The sequence below is a fragment of the Sphingobacterium lactis genome (genome assembly GCF_011046555.1).
Taxonomy (GTDB): Bacteria; Bacteroidota; Bacteroidia; order Sphingobacteriales; family Sphingobacteriaceae; genus Sphingobacterium; species Sphingobacterium lactis.
Map to the genome: position 1 here is coordinate 2,635,160 of NZ_CP049246.1, position 18,534 is coordinate 2,653,693.

General features: G+C 44.4%; 14 protein-coding genes and 1 tRNA gene. 10 read left to right on the plus strand and 5 right to left on the minus strand.

Annotated elements, in window-relative coordinates; translation table 11 throughout:
• Positions 1-4 precede the first annotated feature (4 nt).
• Together G6N79_RS11460 and lysA are read left to right on the plus strand one after the other, a co-directional pair.
• On the plus strand, positions 5-1,318 hold the full coding sequence (locus G6N79_RS11460; RefSeq protein ID WP_103906419.1) for an aspartate kinase: 1,314 nt from the start codon (positions 5-7) through the stop codon (positions 1,316-1,318).
• A 5-nt stretch (positions 1,319-1,323) separates the two neighbouring features.
• Entirely contained in the window at positions 1,324-2,487 is a 1,164-nt protein-coding gene (gene lysA / locus G6N79_RS11465; RefSeq protein ID WP_103906418.1) for a diaminopimelate decarboxylase, read from the plus strand.
• Between the two features lie 87 nt (positions 2,488-2,574).
• On the opposite strand, the gene clpB is transcribed toward lysA, so the two are convergent.
• Entirely contained in the window at positions 2,575-5,178 is a 2,604-nt protein-coding gene (clpB, locus tag G6N79_RS11470) for an ATP-dependent chaperone ClpB (RefSeq protein WP_103906417.1), read from the minus strand.
• A gap of 242 nt (positions 5,179-5,420) precedes the next feature.
• On the opposite strand from clpB, the gene G6N79_RS11475 reads away from it, so the two are divergent.
• Positions 5,421-5,493 (plus strand) — tRNA-Thr (locus G6N79_RS11475).
• A 91-nt stretch (positions 5,494-5,584) separates the two neighbouring features.
• Here the strand turns inward: G6N79_RS11475 and G6N79_RS11480 are convergent.
• Positions 5,585-5,821 carry a hypothetical protein gene (locus G6N79_RS11480; RefSeq protein ID WP_103906416.1) on the minus strand — a complete coding sequence of 79 codons (237 nt, stop codon included), beginning with the start codon at positions 5,819-5,821 and terminating at the stop codon, positions 5,585-5,587.
• A gap of 3 nt (positions 5,822-5,824) precedes the next feature.
• Entirely contained in the window at positions 5,825-6,673 is an 849-nt protein-coding gene (locus tag G6N79_RS11485; protein WP_103906415.1) for a universal stress protein, read from the minus strand.
• A gap of 200 nt (positions 6,674-6,873) precedes the next feature.
• Here G6N79_RS11485 and G6N79_RS11490 point away from each other — a divergent pair, with 200 nt between their 5' ends.
• Together G6N79_RS11490 and G6N79_RS11495 are read left to right on the plus strand one after the other, a co-directional pair.
• Complete coding sequence (locus G6N79_RS11490) at positions 6,874-7,482, plus strand: RNA polymerase sigma factor (RefSeq protein ID WP_103906414.1); 609 nt, start codon at positions 6,874-6,876, stop codon at positions 7,480-7,482.
• Between the two features lie 12 nt (positions 7,483-7,494).
• Positions 7,495-8,874, plus strand: coding sequence for a hypothetical protein (locus G6N79_RS11495; RefSeq protein ID WP_103906413.1), 1,380 nt, complete (start codon positions 7,495-7,497; stop codon positions 8,872-8,874).
• 2 nt (positions 8,875-8,876) lie between these two features.
• On the opposite strand, the gene G6N79_RS11500 is transcribed toward G6N79_RS11495, so the two are convergent.
• Both G6N79_RS11500 and G6N79_RS11505 read right to left on the minus strand, forming a co-directional pair.
• Positions 8,877-9,488: an HAD family hydrolase gene (locus G6N79_RS11500; RefSeq protein ID WP_103906412.1), complete on the minus strand. Its 612-nt coding sequence runs from the start codon at positions 9,486-9,488 to the stop codon at positions 8,877-8,879.
• Between the two features lie 54 nt (positions 9,489-9,542).
• The gene (locus G6N79_RS11505; RefSeq protein ID WP_103906411.1) at positions 9,543-10,736 is read right to left on the minus strand and encodes a proline dehydrogenase family protein; all 1,194 of its coding nucleotides are present in this window, start codon (positions 10,734-10,736) and stop codon (positions 9,543-9,545) included.
• A gap of 94 nt (positions 10,737-10,830) precedes the next feature.
• Here G6N79_RS11505 and G6N79_RS11510 point away from each other — a divergent pair, with 94 nt between their 5' ends.
• The 5 genes from G6N79_RS11510 to G6N79_RS11530 all read left to right on the plus strand — a co-directional run bounded on the left by G6N79_RS11510 (position 10,831) and on the right by G6N79_RS11530 (position 18,431).
• Positions 10,831-11,037 carry an RNA-binding S4 domain-containing protein gene (locus tag G6N79_RS11510; protein WP_103906410.1) on the plus strand — a complete coding sequence of 69 codons (207 nt, stop codon included), beginning with the start codon at positions 10,831-10,833 and terminating at the stop codon, positions 11,035-11,037.
• Between the two features lie 84 nt (positions 11,038-11,121).
• Positions 11,122-12,186, plus strand: coding sequence for a 3-dehydroquinate synthase (aroB, locus tag G6N79_RS11515; RefSeq protein WP_103906452.1), 1,065 nt, complete (start codon positions 11,122-11,124; stop codon positions 12,184-12,186).
• A gap of 3 nt (positions 12,187-12,189) precedes the next feature.
• Positions 12,190-12,915: a ThuA domain-containing protein gene (locus G6N79_RS11520; protein WP_103906409.1), complete on the plus strand. Its 726-nt coding sequence runs from the start codon at positions 12,190-12,192 to the stop codon at positions 12,913-12,915.
• Between the two features lie 516 nt (positions 12,916-13,431).
• The gene (locus G6N79_RS11525; RefSeq protein WP_103906408.1) at positions 13,432-16,701 is read left to right on the plus strand and encodes a SusC/RagA family TonB-linked outer membrane protein; all 3,270 of its coding nucleotides are present in this window, start codon (positions 13,432-13,434) and stop codon (positions 16,699-16,701) included.
• Between the two features lie 26 nt (positions 16,702-16,727).
• Positions 16,728-18,431 carry a RagB/SusD family nutrient uptake outer membrane protein gene (locus G6N79_RS11530; protein WP_234993199.1) on the plus strand — a complete coding sequence of 568 codons (1,704 nt, stop codon included), beginning with the start codon at positions 16,728-16,730 and terminating at the stop codon, positions 18,429-18,431.
• Positions 18,432-18,534 lie beyond the last annotated feature (103 nt).

Consider the following 18,534-nt stretch of genomic DNA (forward strand, 5'->3'; position numbering starts at 1 on the left):
AGATATGAAAATTCTAAAATTCGGTGGAACATCCGTTGGGAGTGCTGAACGTATCCAAAGCTTATTGGATATCGTTAATCCCGCAGAGCGTCAGATTGTGGTGCTTTCAGCTGTAGCTGGAACGACAAATGCATTGGTTGAAATTGCTAAAGCCTATACTTCGGGTAAGAAGGATGAGGCTAAGGATCTCATCAAGCAACACAAGGATAAGTACGAAGCTTTAATAAAGGACCTCTTCAGCACAGAGAACGGATATAAGCAGGGTAAGGAATTGATCGATTATCATTTTAACTACATAGCATCTCTTTCCAACGACTTATTTACACCGACTGAGGAAAAGATCATTCTTGCACAGGGAGAGTTGATGTCCACAACGTTATGGCATTTCTACCTTGCTGAAAAGGGAATTCCATCGGTGCTGTTGCCCGCATTGGACTTTATGAAGATCGATGAGGACAATGAGCCTGTTGTGCCTTTCATCAAAGAGAAATTGGAAGCTATCCTGGCAGAGCATCCTGAAAATATGCTGTTCATTACACAAGGCTTTATCTGTCGGAATTCTTTCGGCGAAATCGATAACCTGCGTCGTGGAGGATCGGACTATACGGCATCCTTAATCGGTGCGGCAATCCAGGCGGATGAAATTCAGATTTGGACGGACATTGATGGCATGCACAACAATGACCCGCGTGTGGTGAAAGGAACAACGCCGATTGCAGAGCTGAGTTTCGATGAAGCTGCCGAATTAGCGTATTTCGGCGCGAAGATTCTGCACCCGCAGAGCGTTTTCCCAGCACAACGGTACAATGTGCCCGTGCGCCTATTGAATACCATGGACCCAAAGGCGGCCGGAACTTTAATTTCACAAAATGGCGGTAAGAAAGGCGCGATCCGTGCCATCGCTGCAAAGGACGATATTACCGCGATCCACATCCATTCATCGCGCATGTTGTTGGCGTATGGTTTCCTACGTCGTGTATTCGAGATCTTTGAACGGTATAAAACACCGATAGATATGATTACAACATCTGAGGTGGCGGTATCCCTGACCATCGATGACACCAAGAACTTGGATGATATTATCCGTGAGGTGGAAGACTTTGGAAAAGTGAGTGTAGACCGCGAACAGACGATTATATGTGTCGTAGGTGATTTCGGTGCCAACACGCATGGTTATGCAGCTCGTGTTCTGGATGCTGTTAAACACTTGCCTTTGCGAATGGTTTCCTATGGCGGATCGGATTATAACGTGTCCATCCTGTTGGATTCCGAGCATAAAGTGGAGGGACTTAGATCATTACACCATCGAATTTTTTAATTGAAATGAATATACATCAAATCGACCTGAACCACCTGAAAGGATTAGAAACACCTTTCTATTACTACGATATGGATTTGTTGGCTACCACTTTGAACCAAGCCAAGCAGGCTGCGGATAAAAGAGGTTTCCATGTTCATTACGCCTTAAAAGCAAACTGCAATCCCCGGGTGTTGGAGATGATCCAAGCCAAAGGTTTCGGTGCGGATTGCGTCAGCGGAAATGAAGTCCAACAAGCAATAGATTGCGGTTTTCCCGCCGATCAGATTACCTTCGCAGGTGTAGGGAAAGCAGATAAAGAAATAAATTTGGCGTTACAGCATCAGATCTTTGCCTTTAACGTTGAATCCATCCAGGAATTGTTGGTCATCAATGAGCTTGCGGCAAAAGCAGGGGTGAAGGCACAGGTTTCCTTGCGGATCAATCCCAATGTAGATGCCCATACGCACCATTACATCACCACCGGTTTGGATGAGAATAAATTTGGCGTTCCGAATTCGGAATTAGAGAAAGCAGCTGCCGTACTCCGGGAATGTGCAAACCTTGAATTACTAGGGCTGCATTTTCACGTCGGATCACAGATTACGGATATCAACGTTTTCAAGAGCCTTTGTGTGAAGGTCAATGAATGGAAGAATTGGTTTGAGGAGCGTGGGACGGCCATCAAAGTGTTGAATGTCGGCGGTGGATTGGGTGTGGATTACCATCAGCCAGATGCGCATCCATACGCAGATTTTGAGGCCTACTTTGACGTATTCGATAAATTTCTCGAGCGTACGGCACAGCAGGAAGTACATTTCGAATTGGGCCGCGCCTTGGTTGCTCAAGCAGGATCCTTGGTCAGCCGTGTGCTGTACACAAAAAGCGGTGTCAAGAAACATTTCCTGATCTTGGATGCAGGCATGACTGAACTGATGCGCCCAGCCTTGTACCAAGCCTTCCATAAGATTGAAAAATTAGGCGGCCAAGCAGATGCGGAGTTGATGAACTATGATGTCGTAGGGCCGATCTGTGAAAGTTCGGATTGCTTCGGTAAGGAAGTGCCACTACCGCCTTCTGAAAGGGGAGACCTGATCGCTATCCGCACCGCCGGTGCATACGGCGAGGTGATGGCATCCCGGTATAATTTACGCGATGAAATGCGGTTTGTCTACTCGGACAACATGTAATAAAATAATAAAAGCCCGAGCATGCTCGGGCTTTTATCTTTCCTAGAACTGTTGGGCAGCTCCAGTACAACATATTAAAATCTAAAATTACTGTTCTTTATTCTTGTTCAGGAAGACGAATTTTCCGTCAAAGACATCCAATTCGATGATGGCATCCCTTGATACCGCACCTGAAAGGATTTCCTTGGAAAGCTCGTTCAGGATCCGCTTCTGGATTACACGTTTCAGAGGGCGTGCACCGTAAACAGGATCATAACCCAATTGCGCCAACCAATCCAATGCTTCATCAGAAGCGGAAAGGAAGATGTTCTGTTCCGCAAGCTGATGCTGTACCCTTCCGAATTGCATCCGTACGATATCACCGATTTCAGTTCTGCTCAATGGAGTGAACATAATGACCTCATCGATACGGTTCAAGAATTCCGGACGGATGGATTTCTGCAGCAGATCCAGGACTTCGTCCTTGGTCTTTGCGACAACCTCATCGCGGTTACCGTCATCCAACTTGGAGAAATTCTCCTGAATGATATGGGACCCCGTATTGGAAGTCATGATGATGATGGTGTTCTTGAAATTCACCACACGTCCTTTGTTATCGGTTAAGTGTCCATCATCCAATACCTGCAAGAGGATGTTGAATACATCAGGGTGTGCTTTTTCGATTTCGTCCAAAAGCACAACGGAATATGGTCTGCGTCGGACAGCTTCCGTAAGTTGGCCACCTTCATCGTATCCTACGTATCCCGGAGGCGCTCCGATCAATCTGGACACGGCATGGCGCTCCTGGTATTCCGACATATCGATACGGACCAATGCCTGTTCGTCGTCGAATAGGTATTCCGCCAAGGCTTTCGCAAGCTCGGTCTTACCAACCCCGGTTGTACCCAGGAAGATAAATGATCCGATAGGGCGTTTGGCATCGCTCAATCCCGCACGGGAACGGCGGATGGCATCTGCAATTGCCTCTATGGCTTCATCCTGTCCGGCTACACGCTTGTGCAGTTCTTCTTCCAGGTTCAGGAGTTTCTCCCGCTCAGATTGCACCATTTTGCTAACGGGGATTCCTGTCCATTTGGAGACCACATCAGCGATATCTTCGGAGGTAACTTCTTCCTTCAGCATGCGGTTGCTATCCTGCTTCTCGGAAAGTTCCTGTTTCAATTTATCAACTTTATCCTGCGCCTCCTTGATCTTACCGTAACGCAGCTCCGCTACCTTACCGTAATCACCGGCACGCTCTGCCTGATCGGCTTCCAGTTTGTAATCTTCAATATTTTGCGCTTCTTGGTTGACCTGATCTACCAAGGTCTTTTCTGATTGCCAAGATGCCCGTAGGGAGTCGCGTTCGCTGGAAAGGTTCGCAATGGTTTCCGAAAGCTCAGCAACTTTCTTCTCATCATTCTCGCGTTTGATGGCTTCCCGCTCAATCTCCAACTGCATGATACGACGCTCCAGTTCATCCACGACCTCCGGTACAGAGTCCATCTCCAAGCGCAATTTAGAAGCTGCCTCATCCACCAAGTCGATCGCTTTATCCGGTAAGAAACGATCGGTGATATAGCGCTGTGATAATTCAACAGCGGCAATGATCGCCTCATCCAGGATACGAACTTTATGGTGAGTCTCATAACGCTCTTTCAGACCACGCAAGATCGATATCGCGTCCTGTGTATCCGGTTCTTCTACCATGACTTTCTGGAAACGACGTTCCAGTGCTTTGTCCTTTTCGAAATATTTTTGGTATTCGTTCAGCGTTGTCGCACCGATCGTCCGCAATTCACCTCGGGCAAGCGCCGGTTTCAGAATGTTCGCAGCATCCATCGCACCTTCGCCACCACCAGCACCAACTAAGGTGTGGATCTCATCGATGAACAGGATGATCTCACCATCACTCTCGGAGACTTCCTTTACAACGGCCTTCAAACGTTCTTCAAATTCTCCCTTGTATTTTGCGCCGGCCACCAAGGCACCCATGTCTAGGGAGAATACAGTTTTACTTTTCAGATTCTCTGGCGCATCGCCTTTTATGATCCGGTGGGCAATCCCTTCTGCAATAGCCGTCTTACCGACACCGGGTTCACCGACAAGGATCGGGTTGTTCTTTGTCCGACGGGATAAGATCTGCATCACACGGCGGATTTCCTCATCACGACCGATAACAGGATCCAATTTTCCCGATTCGGCAAACTCGTTCAGGTTCCGTGCATATTTGTTCAGGGCATTAAAGGTCGCTTCAGCATTCTGATCCGTAACCCGGCTATTGCCGCGCAATTCCTTAATGGCCAGTTTAAGATCCTTTTCATTGACACCTTGATCTTTCAATAAGGTGGCTACTTTGTCATTTGCAGCCAATAGACCCAATAAAATGTGTTCAATGGATACAAATTCATCATTGAACTCTTTAAGATAGCTCTGCGCTTTCTGCAATACCGCAGTTGCTGAATTGCTGAGGTACACATTGCTACCGCTTACTTTAGGGTAGGATTCGATCAATTTATCAACTTCCTGAGTAAGGTAGTTGATGTTGACGTTCAATTTCTTTAATAGGTGACCGATGACATTTTCGTCAACAGTCAAGAGGGCCTTCATGATATGTGCAGGTTCAATCGCTTGTTGCTGATTGCCCATGGCAATTTCCGAGGCTTTTTGTATGGCTTCTTGAGCCTTTATTGTATAGTTGTTAAAATTCATATGTTCTTTTGATTTTCGTACCAATAGAATAACAAAAGAAGTGCCCGCAGGGTTTCAGAAAAATTAAGATGAATTTTTGTCATGGAAAAATAATTTTAGATGACAAATTTTCCGATTATCGATAAAAATAGGAAATTATTTCATTGAGATTCAAAAGGTTGTTTTATGGGTGTTGAAAATATGCACAATCCATTTGCAAAAATTCCCGCAAGTTGCCATATTTGCATCGTTTTGAAAGAAACGCCTCCTTAGCTCAGCTGGTAGAGCAACTGACTTGTAATCAGTAGGTCATTGGTTCGATTCCGATAGGAGGCTCAGTAAAAGCGCCCATTTGGGCGCTTTTTTAGTATCTAGAAAGTGATTTAATCTGCTAGACTTAAGGGATTAAGAAGAGATCATAAATTCACTATTTCAACATCATGGCTTCTTTGTGGTTCAGCAACTGTTTGTAAGTTGGATTCCCATTTTGGAATAGGCTTTCATGGAAAGGAGCGGGGATCAGGATCTTTACCTCAAATTTTTCCAACGGCACAAAGAAAAGTACACCCTGAACAACAGCTTTATCGTCCGTTACATGTGTGTACTTCTCGGCTTTATTATTGATTCGATTTAACGATTCCAGTTTTTTGATGACCTGTAGCATCGGCTATTTTTCTTCGTGAAATACTAAGATTGGAACTTTTGAGTGAAATGCCAAATTATTACTGATGCTGCTGTTGAATAATCGATCAAAAAATGATCTGTTCCGTTTTACCACGCCCATGATATCAATGTTGTTCTCGAGGATGTAATTGGCAATGGTATTTTCAACACTTTCCACCTCGTCCAAAAGAATGTATTCGATATTTTCATCTTTGAATTCCTGTTGCCAAGCTTCAGTCTGTAAGAGAACATCCGCAACATTTCGGTTGTGCAAAACATGGACACAATCGATCTTGGCATCGATGGCATTGGACATGATCAGCATTTCGCGCAATGCAGATTTGTCCTTCTCACGGAATAGCGTCGTGAAGACAGCACGGTTGATGCCTTGGTATTTCGCATGTGGAGGAACAGCCAGAACGGGGTTCTGGATGGACTTGATGACATTAACGGTGTTCGTGCCGATTAATTTCGACAAGAAGCCCGATTCACCGTGAGTACCCATTACGACCACATGGATTTTCTCCCGATCAACGATCTTCTTGACGACAGCCGCTACAGGACCTTCCTCAAATAGGAAAACCAGTTCCACATCGGCCATTCCGCCTTCGGCAGCGATAGCACGGAGTGCTTGTGTTTTCTTTTTGTAGATCTCAAACTGATTCAACTCGATGGTTTGATACACTTCTCCCAATAGCTCGGGCTGACCGCCATGTGTCGCAGACAGAACCGGTTCCAGATAGGTGTACAACACATAGATCTTGGCGTCAATGGACTTGGCAATATGAAGCGCGTATAGGAAGGCATTATTGGCAATGTCAGAAAAATCGGTAGGAAATAATATGGCTCTCATGATCGTAAAATTTTAGTGTTTGTTAAATTTACCAAATAAACTTCAAGGAAGTAATGATCGTAATCATTATTTTATACCAACTGTAGCAAAGAATTGTTTTCGCTCGTCATACTGTTAGGATTAAATTAATAACAAAGCATGCAGAGCGTCTAAATTCATCTATAGTTTTTAAGGACATCAAGAAATTAATGAAAACTTAGGTGGGGATCTTCAATACATATTTAGGTAAATCTGAACCATTGTCTCTACGGACGGCGTTGGAGAAGTGTGTCCTTTCCAATTCGGAAAAGAGCAAGGCCTTTATATACAAGAAGTTCTATGGATATGTGATGGCTATTGTCATCCGTTACATGAAGCATGAAATGGAAGCGGAAGAGTTGGCGAACGAATGCTTTGTGAAGGCTTTCAATAAGATTCCCAGTTTTTCCCTACATGAGGATGAAGCTGTTTTGGAGAAGACATTTAAATCCTGGCTGGCGCGGATCGCCGTCAATACGTCGATCGACGCCCTACGCGTCCGCAAGCAAATGTACATGCTGGATGACTTGCCCAGCAGCGATACACTGCATTATTCGGTAGAAAATGCAAGCAGTTTGGAGTATGAAGATATGCTCTCCCTGATCCGGCAATTGCCGGATATTCAGCGTTCCATCTTCAATTTATATGAGATTGAGGGGTATTCACACGAAGAAATCGGAAAACAGCTTCAGATTCCGGAAAGTACATCCCGCACATACCTGACGCGAGCAAAGCAGAAACTGCGGAAATTATATGCAAGTCAAATTGGTTTACAGAATTTACAATCCTGATTCGTTTAGAAAATGGAACAAAAGAATAGAAAAGATATTGTAGAACATATCATCGAGCGGATGAAAGCTACGGATGAGCTTCCCTATCGTGCGGGTGCTTGGGAGAATTTCCAGCAACGCCATGGCGGAACGCCAATCCGTAGGACCAAGCCATATTATTGGGCAGCAAGTGCAGCGGCGATTTTATTGTTCGGGGCGCTTGCCGTGACGTTCTGGCCGCAACAGCAGGCTGAAACATCAGGAGAACAGCTCGTAAAACAAGATATACCGCAAACCCAAGCATCTCCGAACAGTTCGCAGGAACTTTCTGGAGAGCAGCAGGGGCAGATCACCGAGCAACCATCTGGACAGGCTGAAGATATGTTACAAAGCGGGTTGGCTGATCGCCAAATTGCACATGCCCCAACGACACCAATTTATGGAGGTGCGGAGGAACATGCTTGGATGTCGATTCAGCAGACTGCACCTTGGCAATTACAAGCCGGTAATGCGGTACATGTTTCTGCCGGTGCTGGTATACACTCTTCATCTGTACAGCGCAGGGATCTCCAGATCGCAGCATTGCAGCTTCCTGAAGAAGATGGTGAAGCAGGATTCCGGGAGATTATGCCCGTGAATGGGCAAATGGCACATGAAACCAATGGGAATGTGCTAGCTTCTGGGCCAAATGGACAACAATTACGGGATAGAAAGTTTAGTTTCCGGGAGAAGTTCGACCTGGGATTGTTTGTTTCCCCGGGTTCTACCAATGAAAACTTTAATGTTGGTGGAGGATTGGTACTGGCCTACAACATCAACAAGAACTTAAGTGTGCGGACAGGATTGGGCTATAATCGCTATGAGGTATCTACGCTGAAGGATCCATTATCCAACCAAGGTACGGAGGTCTATGCATCTAAGGAAACCCTGCAGAAGGTTTCGAGTCATGGTTTGCAAGCCAATGCCATGAGCAATTCCCTGATCTTACCGAATATCAATGCGGTAAGTGGAAATGTGCAGGCGCTGGAAGTGCCATTGGATGTGAAATATAAATTCGCCAAGGGATTCTATGCTTCCTCAGGGGTAACTTATGCGGCAGTGATCAACCAGAACCGTTATACGCATTATATTGAGAATGCCAATAGTGAACTACTTTCGCAGGGCCTTCCAGGAAATACTTCGGAAATGCGGAATCAGGTGAAACAGGTTTCCAAAGCAATAAAGACGGATGATGAAAATGTCAAACAAGGCGCATTAGGTGGCTTTGTGAACTTCTCATTAGGTAAAGAGGTGAAGATGAAAAAGGGCATTTCCCTTTCCGTAGAACCGTTCGTAAAACTTCCTGTTGGAAGCTTTAAAAGTGCGGACATGAATTATACCAACGGTGGAATCCGCGTGATTACAAACTTCTAGCGTTAAATCTGGTCGATACGCACGTAGGCCATGCCTGCAGCAATTGCTCCCTGTACGCCGGGGTCTCCATCCTCGAAGACCAAGCAGTCCTGCGGATCCACTTCCAGCTGTTGTGCGGCCAATAAGAAAGGCTGTGGTGAAGGTTTGCCCTCAGGGGTATCTCCGGCACAGACCAATGTTTCGTATTTCCCGTGTAATTTAATGGTCTCTAAGGTGACATTCAAGGTCGATCGGGTGCCCCCTGAGACCAGTGCAATACGATGGGTGTCCACACTGTCCAAAAGAACCTGAACAACATAGTCGACGGGTAAGGTCTGTTGGACAAACTGCTCCAGAAAGATCCTAGATTTCCGTTTTGCGAACACATATTTATCCAGCGGCGTCTCATATCGCTTGGAGATTTCTTCCGCAACAGCAATGGTAGGCCAACCTGCCGTCTCATCAATCAATATAGGATCCAGATCGATACCGTATTCCTTGGACGTAGCGACATAAGCAGCTTTGTGGGCATGCATATTATCGGCTAAGGTTCCATCAACATCAAATAAAAGGGCTTTATATTGTTGCGCTAGGGCTTTTAGCTTGCGGTATTTCTGTTGTGCAATTTCCGTCATGCGGCAAAAATAAGAAAGTCTCCAAGATTTGGAGACTTTCAGTAGATGAATCTTTTATTTTCTAGCAGACTTACGTCTTTTCAGTTCTTTCATGATCAAGCTTAGCTCACGTCCGGTCTGTCCACCCACGGAGGTATTCTCCTGTGCACGACGGAATAGGTAAGGCATTACTGCTTTAACCGGCCCATAAGGCATGTATTTCGCTACATTGTAACCCGCCGCTGCAAGGTTGAAGGAAAGATTGTCCGACATACCCAACAATTGTGCGAAGAACACATTCGGTGTATTGTGTGGGATATTTCTGCGCTCAAGCTCTTCTGCAAGGATACGGCAACTTTGTTCGTTGTGCGTTCCGGCCATCAACCCAATGCGGTCAATGTTATCCAGACAGAAGTGGATTGCTTGGTTGTAATCGGTATCCGACGCTGGCTTATCCGGTTGAATCGGGGATGGGTACCCTTTTTCCTTCGCGCGTTCGCGTTCGATTTCCATATACGCTCCACGTACGATTTTTGCACCCAAATGGAAGTCCTGTGTTTTCGCATAGGCAAAGTCAGCCTTCAAAGATGCCAATTTATCGTGTCTGTACAATTGATAGGTGTTGTATACGATCGGTTTTTCCTGATTGTATTTTTCCATCATTTCCCTAGCGATATCATCAATGGTGTCTTGGATCCAGGAGTGCTCTGCATCTACCAAAACTGGGATTCCTGCATCGTGACAGGCTTTACAGATTCGGTCACAACGATCCATTAAACGTTTGTATTCTTCCTGCTCGGTTGCTGTAAGTGTTTCTTTGGCATCGATTTTCGCCAATAGGTCGAAACGGCCAAGACCGGTCGGTTTGAATACACAGAAAGAAATCAATGGGTTTGCTTTGGCAGCATCCACTGTTCTTAAAATTTCCGCACAGGTCGCATCGAAACTTGCTTCCGATTCTTCCCCTTCAACGGAATAATCGAGAATAGTCGTAACGTGTCCTTTTCCAAGGTCTTGGATCGCGCGGCTACAGTCAGCGATGCTCTCACCTCCACAGAATTGTTTGTAGATCGTGTTCTTGATGATCCCTGTGATCGGCAATCCAATGTTTAGGGAAAATGTAGTGATAGGTGTACCTATCTTGATCAAGGCGTTGCTGGCTACCATTTTGAATAACCAGTATGCTTTATTAAGATCTTTATCAGATTTGCCTGAGAAGGCGATTTCAGTATTATTAAAATCCAGCTTTAAAGGTGAAGCTATGTCCATGTTACTTTATTTTTGTGCTGGCAAAATTAAAGGTTTTTTCTGTGAAAAATCAAATCTTAACTTTTAAATTATGGGAATAGAATTACTTTTGTTTATGCAAACGTTTACATTGAAAGGAGAATTCATCCAATTGATCCAATTATTGAAGGTGATGAACTGGGTGGAGCATGGCGCGATGGCGCAGTGGGCTGTAGAAGAGGGCTTGGTCAAGTACAATGGCGAGGTCGATTACCGGAAGCGACTGAAGGTGAAAGTGGGGGATATGGTCGAATTTGATGGTAACAAAGTCAAGATAATTTAAGGGATTCCTATTTTTTGTGGTAACCATCGTCCGGATACCGCAATGTTTTCGGAAAATAATCTATCTTTAGATGGAATTTTTAATATGAAGAAGATAACAAGTTTAGGGTACGACGTTGTTTTTGACGACTCGTTAAGTGAGTTGCAGCTTTTCCTGGTAGACCATGATTATTCGCAGCTCTTGATTTTGGTAGATCGCAATACGAATGACCATTGCCTGCCTGTAATCCAGGCGGCCATTCCGGATATCGTGGATTATGATATTATTGAGGTGGACCCGGGAGAGGAGAACAAGAATATCGATTTCTGTATCGGTGTGTGGAAGACCATGTTGGACTTCGGTGCAGATCGAAAAGCACTGATGTTGAACCTCGGAGGAGGAGTTGTTACGGATATGGGCGGTTTTGCCGCTTCAACCTATAAACGTGGGATAGATTTTATCCATATTCCGACAACGTTGTTATCGCAAGTGGATGCTTCTGTTGGTGGAAAGACTGGTATTGACCTGGATAATGTCAAGAACATTATCGGAACATTCAGCCAGCCGCAAGCCGTATTCATTTCGAATAAATTCCTTGAAACGCTGGACGACCGCCAGATGCGCTCCGGTTTTGCCGAAGTGATCAAACATGGGCTCATTCAGGATAAATCGCTTTTTGAGCGATGCAAAACTGTCGTACTACCTAATCTTCCCGAAGATATGGTCTACGAATCCGTTCAGATTAAAAATAAGGTGATCACGGAAGACCCTACGGAAAAGGGCTTGCGCAAGATCTTGAACTTCGGACATACGATTGGCCATGCCATTGAAGGCTATTCCCTGGTGTCGGACAATAACCCGCTGCTGCATGGAGAAGCCATCGCGATCGGTATGGTCTGTGAGGCGTATATCTCCAATAAGGTAAATGGCCTTCCAGATCAGGAACTGAAAGAGATTTCAGATTTCTTGATGGCACTATACCCGGCTTATGATTACAATACTGCGGTTTATCCGGAGTTTATTGAATTGATGCGCAATGACAAGAAGAACGAAAGCAATAAGTTGGGATTCGCGCTGTTGAATACCATTGGGGATTGTGCCTATAATAACTATGTAGAAGAGGATCTGATCATCGAAAGCTTAGACTATTATAAATCCCTAATAAACTAAACAATGAGAAAACTAATCACCCTAACCCTCCTCATCCTAATTGGTGTCAGCGCTTCATTCGCTACCTACGCGAAGAACCCTAAAAAGGTTCTGCTGTTTACAAAGACTGCTGCCTTTCGGCACGATAACATCGAAGAAGGTGTCCAGGTTATCAAAAAACTGTACAAGGAAAATGGTATCGATGTCTTTCATACGGAAGATGCCGGTATTTTCCTCGCCGATTCCCTAAAGAATTTTGATGCCGTATTATTTTTCAGTACCACGGGCAATATTCTCGATGAGGCCCAAAAGAATGCATTCCAGAAATTCCTGAAATCGGGCAAGGGATTTATGGGCATTCATGCCGCGACAGATACCGAACACGAATGGCCATGGTATGGTCAATTGGTTGGCGGCTATTTCGCAAGTCATCCTGCCGTGCAGGAAGCGAAGATCAATGTATTGAACAGAAAGCACCCGGCAACCAAACATCTGCCTAAAGAGTGGTTCCATAAAGATGAATGGTACGATTTCAGTGATGTCAAACCGGGATTGAATATTTTAATGACCTTAGATGAGTCTTCCTACAAGAATGGGAAGATGGGGGATTTCCATCCCATTGCTTGGTACCAGGTATTCGAGGGCATCAAGATGTTCTATACAGGACTTGGTCATACCAAGGAATCCTTTCAAGATGCAAATTTCCAAAAACAGATCCTCGGGGGGATCAAGTATGTTTTAGGTAAATAAAATTTTATTATTTCTCAATAAAAAGGAGGCTAAGTGCCTCCTTTTTTTATGTACACAATTTTGTGACAATAAGGCTTTGATTATTAAAAATAATTCCTAAATTAGATTTAATTGTAAACCGAAATCCTTAAAAGATCCTGTCCTGAAGCTAAAGGGATGATATGTATTATCGCTATAGCTAGAATTCAGGTCAAAATACAGAGTGTATAATGCACACTTTCAATACTCTTTCCAATGGTTGTGGTTTTATAATTTCTTGTTACCTAAATGCGCTTATAAACTAAATAAAACTATAAACTAACAGCTTATGAACCACCATTACACCATTACGAAAAAGAAACCTACTTAACCTAATTGCATCATCGGTTATTTCATGTTGTACTTGCTTCATTTTGGGGCGAGGTGGAATTGTTTTGAAGAAAAACTGATGATTTCCTATGCCCGAAAGGGATTTTGGGGCATACTTAATTAATCTTTAAACTCAGTCATTAACAAACTAACTAACATTTTATTATTATGGGAAAATCAATGAAATTCCAAGGCAATCCTTTCTCAAAAAGGGTGCTTAAGAATAGTCTGCTGATTTCCATGGGCGTTCTCAGTTTGCAAACTGCGATCGCAGCGGAATCCACTATTTGGAATAGGATCGCTACGCATCCCTTGTATGCGATACAGACACCTGTAAAAGGTCGTATCGTAGACAAAGCAACCCAACAACCGATTATTGGTGCAACGATTAAAGTCGTTGGAAAAACCTCCAGTACATCATCCGATGCATCGGGTAATTTCGAAATCGATGCGCAAGCAAATGATGTGCTCGAAGTGACTTATGTAGGTTTTGTTACTGCACGTTATACCGTTACTTCCGTTACGCAGAATGCCGTTATTTCACTAGATGAGGACAGTAGTAATTTGGAAGAAGTGGTTGTTACGGGGTATGGAGCACAACGTAAGAAAGATTTGACCGGTGCTGTGGCCGTTGTCAACGTCAGTGAATTGAAATCACAACCGGCAGGTTCCGCTGTGGAAGCTTTGCAGGGACGGGCGACAGGTGTTCAGATCGTGAATGACGGTGCGCCAGGTTCCACACCACAAATCCGGATCCGTGGTTATTCCACTGTTCGAAACAATGAACCTTTGTATGTTATCGATGGTGTACCTTTCGAAGGGAAATTAAGCTGGTTGAATCAGAACGATATCGAAAGCATGCAGGTTTTGAAAGATGCTTCAGCTGCTTCTATCTATGGTGCCCGGGCGAATAACGGGGTTGTGATCATCACCACCAAATCGGGTAAGGAAGGACGTACCACCATTGCTTTTGACGCCTATGCGGGCGTAGGTGTACCAAATAAAAGTACTTTCCCAAAAATGCTGACTCCACAGCAGGTGTTGGATTTTGATAACCGACTGAACGGTACCAACTTAACCTTGCCTGAGTATTTGGTCGCTGGAGGTAATAGTGATCATAAAATCACACCAGAGGATTTGGACATGTCAAAGTATAACTATTTTGCGAAAGACCGCTCCGGTTTCTATCAGATTACGAAAGCAAATCACGCAGGTACCAATTGGTTCAATGAATTATCCCAAAATGCGCCGATCCAATCTTATCAATTGAGCGCAAGTGGCGGGTCTGAAACAGCGCAATATGCTTTCTCTGGAGGTTTCCTCGACCAAAAAGGTAGTTTGATCCATTCTGGATTCAGACGCTACAATGTCAGAAATAACGCCCAGTTCAATGCCTTCAATAAAAAATTAAGATTCGGTGAGAATGTATCCTATGCGTATACCGAAGGTTTTGGTATGGGGGTTAATCCGAACACAGCTGGTGGCTACCAAGGGGAAGGTTCCGTATTGGGCTTTGCTTACCGTATCCAGAATATCATTCCCGTATACGATGAAGGAGGAAATTTCGCCGGTTCGTGGGGTGAAGGACATGGTAATGGTCAGAACCCGGTGGCGATGGCCTATAGAGCAAAGGATAACATGAACCGCTCCAATTTCTTCTTTGGAAATGCGTTCGCGGAATACGATATCATCGATGGATTGACGTTCCGAAGCAATTTTGGTCTACGCTATGAAAATTACAATGGCGTAAGTTATACCTATCCGAACCCTGAATTCTCTGAAGGTGGTTTCAACAACGGTATGAGTGAATACCACGGTTTCACCACGGAGTGGACATGGACGAATACGGTAAACTATAAACCAAAATTAGGCGAAGATCACGTATTGAACATCATGCTCGGTACGGAGGCCATTAAGAACCGGAACCGTGGTATCGATGGTAGCCGTAATGGATACTTTATCATGAACAGTCTGGATTACCTGTATCTGAATGCTGGTAGTACAAACTTCAACAACAACGGTTCAGGATCTATTAGTTCCATGTTCTCGTTGATGGGTAAGGTAGATTATTCCTACAAAGATCGTTATCTATTGAGTTTGATCGGTCGTCGTGATGGTTCATCCAACTTTGGGGTAAACAATCTATATGGTGTATTCCCAGGGATTTCAGGTGCTTGGCGTATTTCCCAGGAGGAATTCGCACAGGGCGCTGAATGGTTGACGGATTTGAAGTTACGTGCAGGTTACGGAGTAACCGGTAACCAAAGTATTCCAGCTTTCCAATACCTGAACCGGTATGTTTCCTCATTGACGCAGTCATCCTATCCAATGAACTCCACAGCCATTAATGGTATTTGGCAAAGTGATTACGCCAATCCGGATATCAAGTGGGAACAGGTGAAATCAGTGAACGTAGGTTTGGATTTCACGGTATTGAATGGTGACCTTGATGGTTCCATCGATTGGTTCAACAAGACTACAACCGACATGCTATTCTTGGTGCCTCTTCCTGCAGCGGCAGTAGGGCGCGCGGCATCGCCATACCAAAATATCGGTGACATGTCCAACAAAGGAATTGAGTTCTCATTAGGATACCATTATGGCCAACGTCAGGAAAAACCATTCACTTTAGATCTTTCTGCAAGCTTTTCCAGATATGTTAATAAAGTAGTTTCCTTGGCACCAACTATTGACCATGTAAATTATGGCGTATTCAGAAGTATGGAGACTTCCATCCTTCAGAAAGGCCAACCTTTTGGTTCGTTCTATGGGTACCAAGTTGCCGGTATCTATCAGAGTGAGGACGATGTTGCCAATTCTCCATCGTATGAAAATGCACGTCCAGGGGGATTGAAATATGCCGATCTCAATAACAATGGCGAAATCGATCCGGGAGACCGTACGATTATCGGAAACCCACACCCTGACTTTGTGTATTCCTTGAATATCAATGCCAATTACAAGAACTTTGATTTATTAATGTTCTTCTATGGTTCTCAGGGTAATGACCTGTACGAAGCAACGCGTTACTTCACCGACTTCGGTGTATTTAAAGGACAGAAAAGTGCGCGCCTATTGAATGAGTGGAGTCCTACAAACACAGGAAGTGATATTCCATCCTTGCCATCGCCGGAACAGAATCCATCAGCAATGGAATACGTGACATCATCCTACTACATCCAGGACGGTAGTTTCCTAAAACTGAAGAACCTGCAGTTGGGCTATAATTTGCCGACCCAGAAGATCTTTGGTGAAAATACATCGTTCAATAGATTACGTGTGTATTTAGGGGTTACGAATGTGTTTACGATTACAAAGTATGAAGGACTTGATCCAGAAGTATCGGCTACACCATCTGACTACCCAGCATTGGGCGTTGATTTTGGGGTATATCCACAGGCACGTCAATATACATTCGGTTTAAGTTTAGGATTTTAACAGTGAGGATTTTAAAAAGTACAATCATGAAACGAAATAAATTAATGATTCTTTTAGGTGCAGGGATGCTTTTGGTAAGCTCCTGTGGGAAGGAATTTTTACAGAAATTACCACAGGGCCAGCTCTCTGAGCCTCAGGTGGGAAATAAAGATGGTGTTGAAGGTGCACTTGTAGGAGCTTACAGTATCCTGAACGGGAATGTCAGTGGTACATGGGGTAATTACTCGTCCGCACCGAGTCAATGGCTTTTTGGTGAGGTGGCATCGGATAATGCCCATAAGGGATCTTTCCTGGATGACCAGTCACCAATGAACATGATCGAAGCTTACAATGTCATCAGTACGAATGATAACCTGAGCCAAATGTGGCAGGTGTATTTTGAAGGGGTGATGCGTTGTAACAATACGCTTCGCCTATTGGCAAACGATCAAGCGAGTACCAAGGAAATTACTGCGGAAAGAGCCTTGCAGATCCAAGCGGAATGTAAAATGTTACGCGCGCATTATTATTTCATGCTGTGGCGAGTATTTAGAAATGTACCGATCATTACAGAGGATATTTCAACAGAAGATGCGCAAACCGTTAAGAACGACAAGGATGTGCTGCCATTGATCGAAGAAGATCTGAAATTTGCAGTAGCGAACCTGCCAGCAACCAAAATCAACAATGAGTTTGGCCGTATGGATAAGAATGCTGCTAAAGCATATTTAGGTAAATTGTACCTGTATCAGAAGAAATATGGCGATGCTTTGGGGCTCTTCAAAGAGGTGATGGCTGGCAAAGATATCGTTGGAATGCCATTCTGGAACAATTTTGATGTCACTACAGAAAATGGACCTGAAGTGGTGATGGTATCCAAGCATGCCATCAACTCAAACGGTTCTGCAGATAATGCCAATGTGGGCGATATGTTGGGTGGTCTGTACGGCAGTTCACCGGTAGGCTGTTGTGGTTTTTATCAACCAACGATTGACTTGGTGAATGCATACAAGGTGGATGCAAAGGGATTGCCATTATTGGACGATTCCTATCGTACGAATCCTTATCTTTCAGATAAAGGGGTTGCGGCTAATGCGACGTATACCTTGAATGTCAAACTTCGTTTTGACCCACGTTTGGATTATACTGTAGGTAGACGTGGCGTGGAATATTTAGATTACGGCATTATGCCGGGTAATGGATGGATCCGCGACGCAAATTATGCTGGACCATTTGTAGGTATCAAGACGATGATCCCACGATCCCAATTTCCAACCCAAGCTGCTCCTGGTGAAAATTACCTGACCGGTCTGGATGTGAACATTATCCGCTTGGCCGATGTATGGTTAATGGCTGCCGAATGTGAAGTGGAGCTTGGAAACCTTGCTGGAGCAATGAAGTATGTCAATGATATCCGTAAGCGTGCAGCTAATCTGGAGCCAAAGAAAACAGCTACCGGTGTTAATGCAGCTGATTACGACGTGAAACCATATACATCTTTCCCAAGCCCGGATTATGCTCGGAAGGCGGTACGTTTCGAAAGACGCTTGGAGTTGGCCATGGAAGGGCATCGATTCTATGACTTGGTACGTTGGGGGATTGCTAAACAGACCATCGAAGCGTATTCGGCTTTTGAAGGTCAGCATCTTTCGTCATACCTGAACTTGAAATTCGATCCTGCCGACGAATATTATCCAATTCCGCAGGCGGAAATCGATCGTTCTAACGGTGCGCTGACACAAAAGAAATAAACTGATCTCTTTGTGATAGAGCAGGGGGCATTCGAAGGAATGCCCCCTTTTTTGTTACAAAACTTCCCGCTTTAACCGTTATGAATTCGTTAAACTATTATTA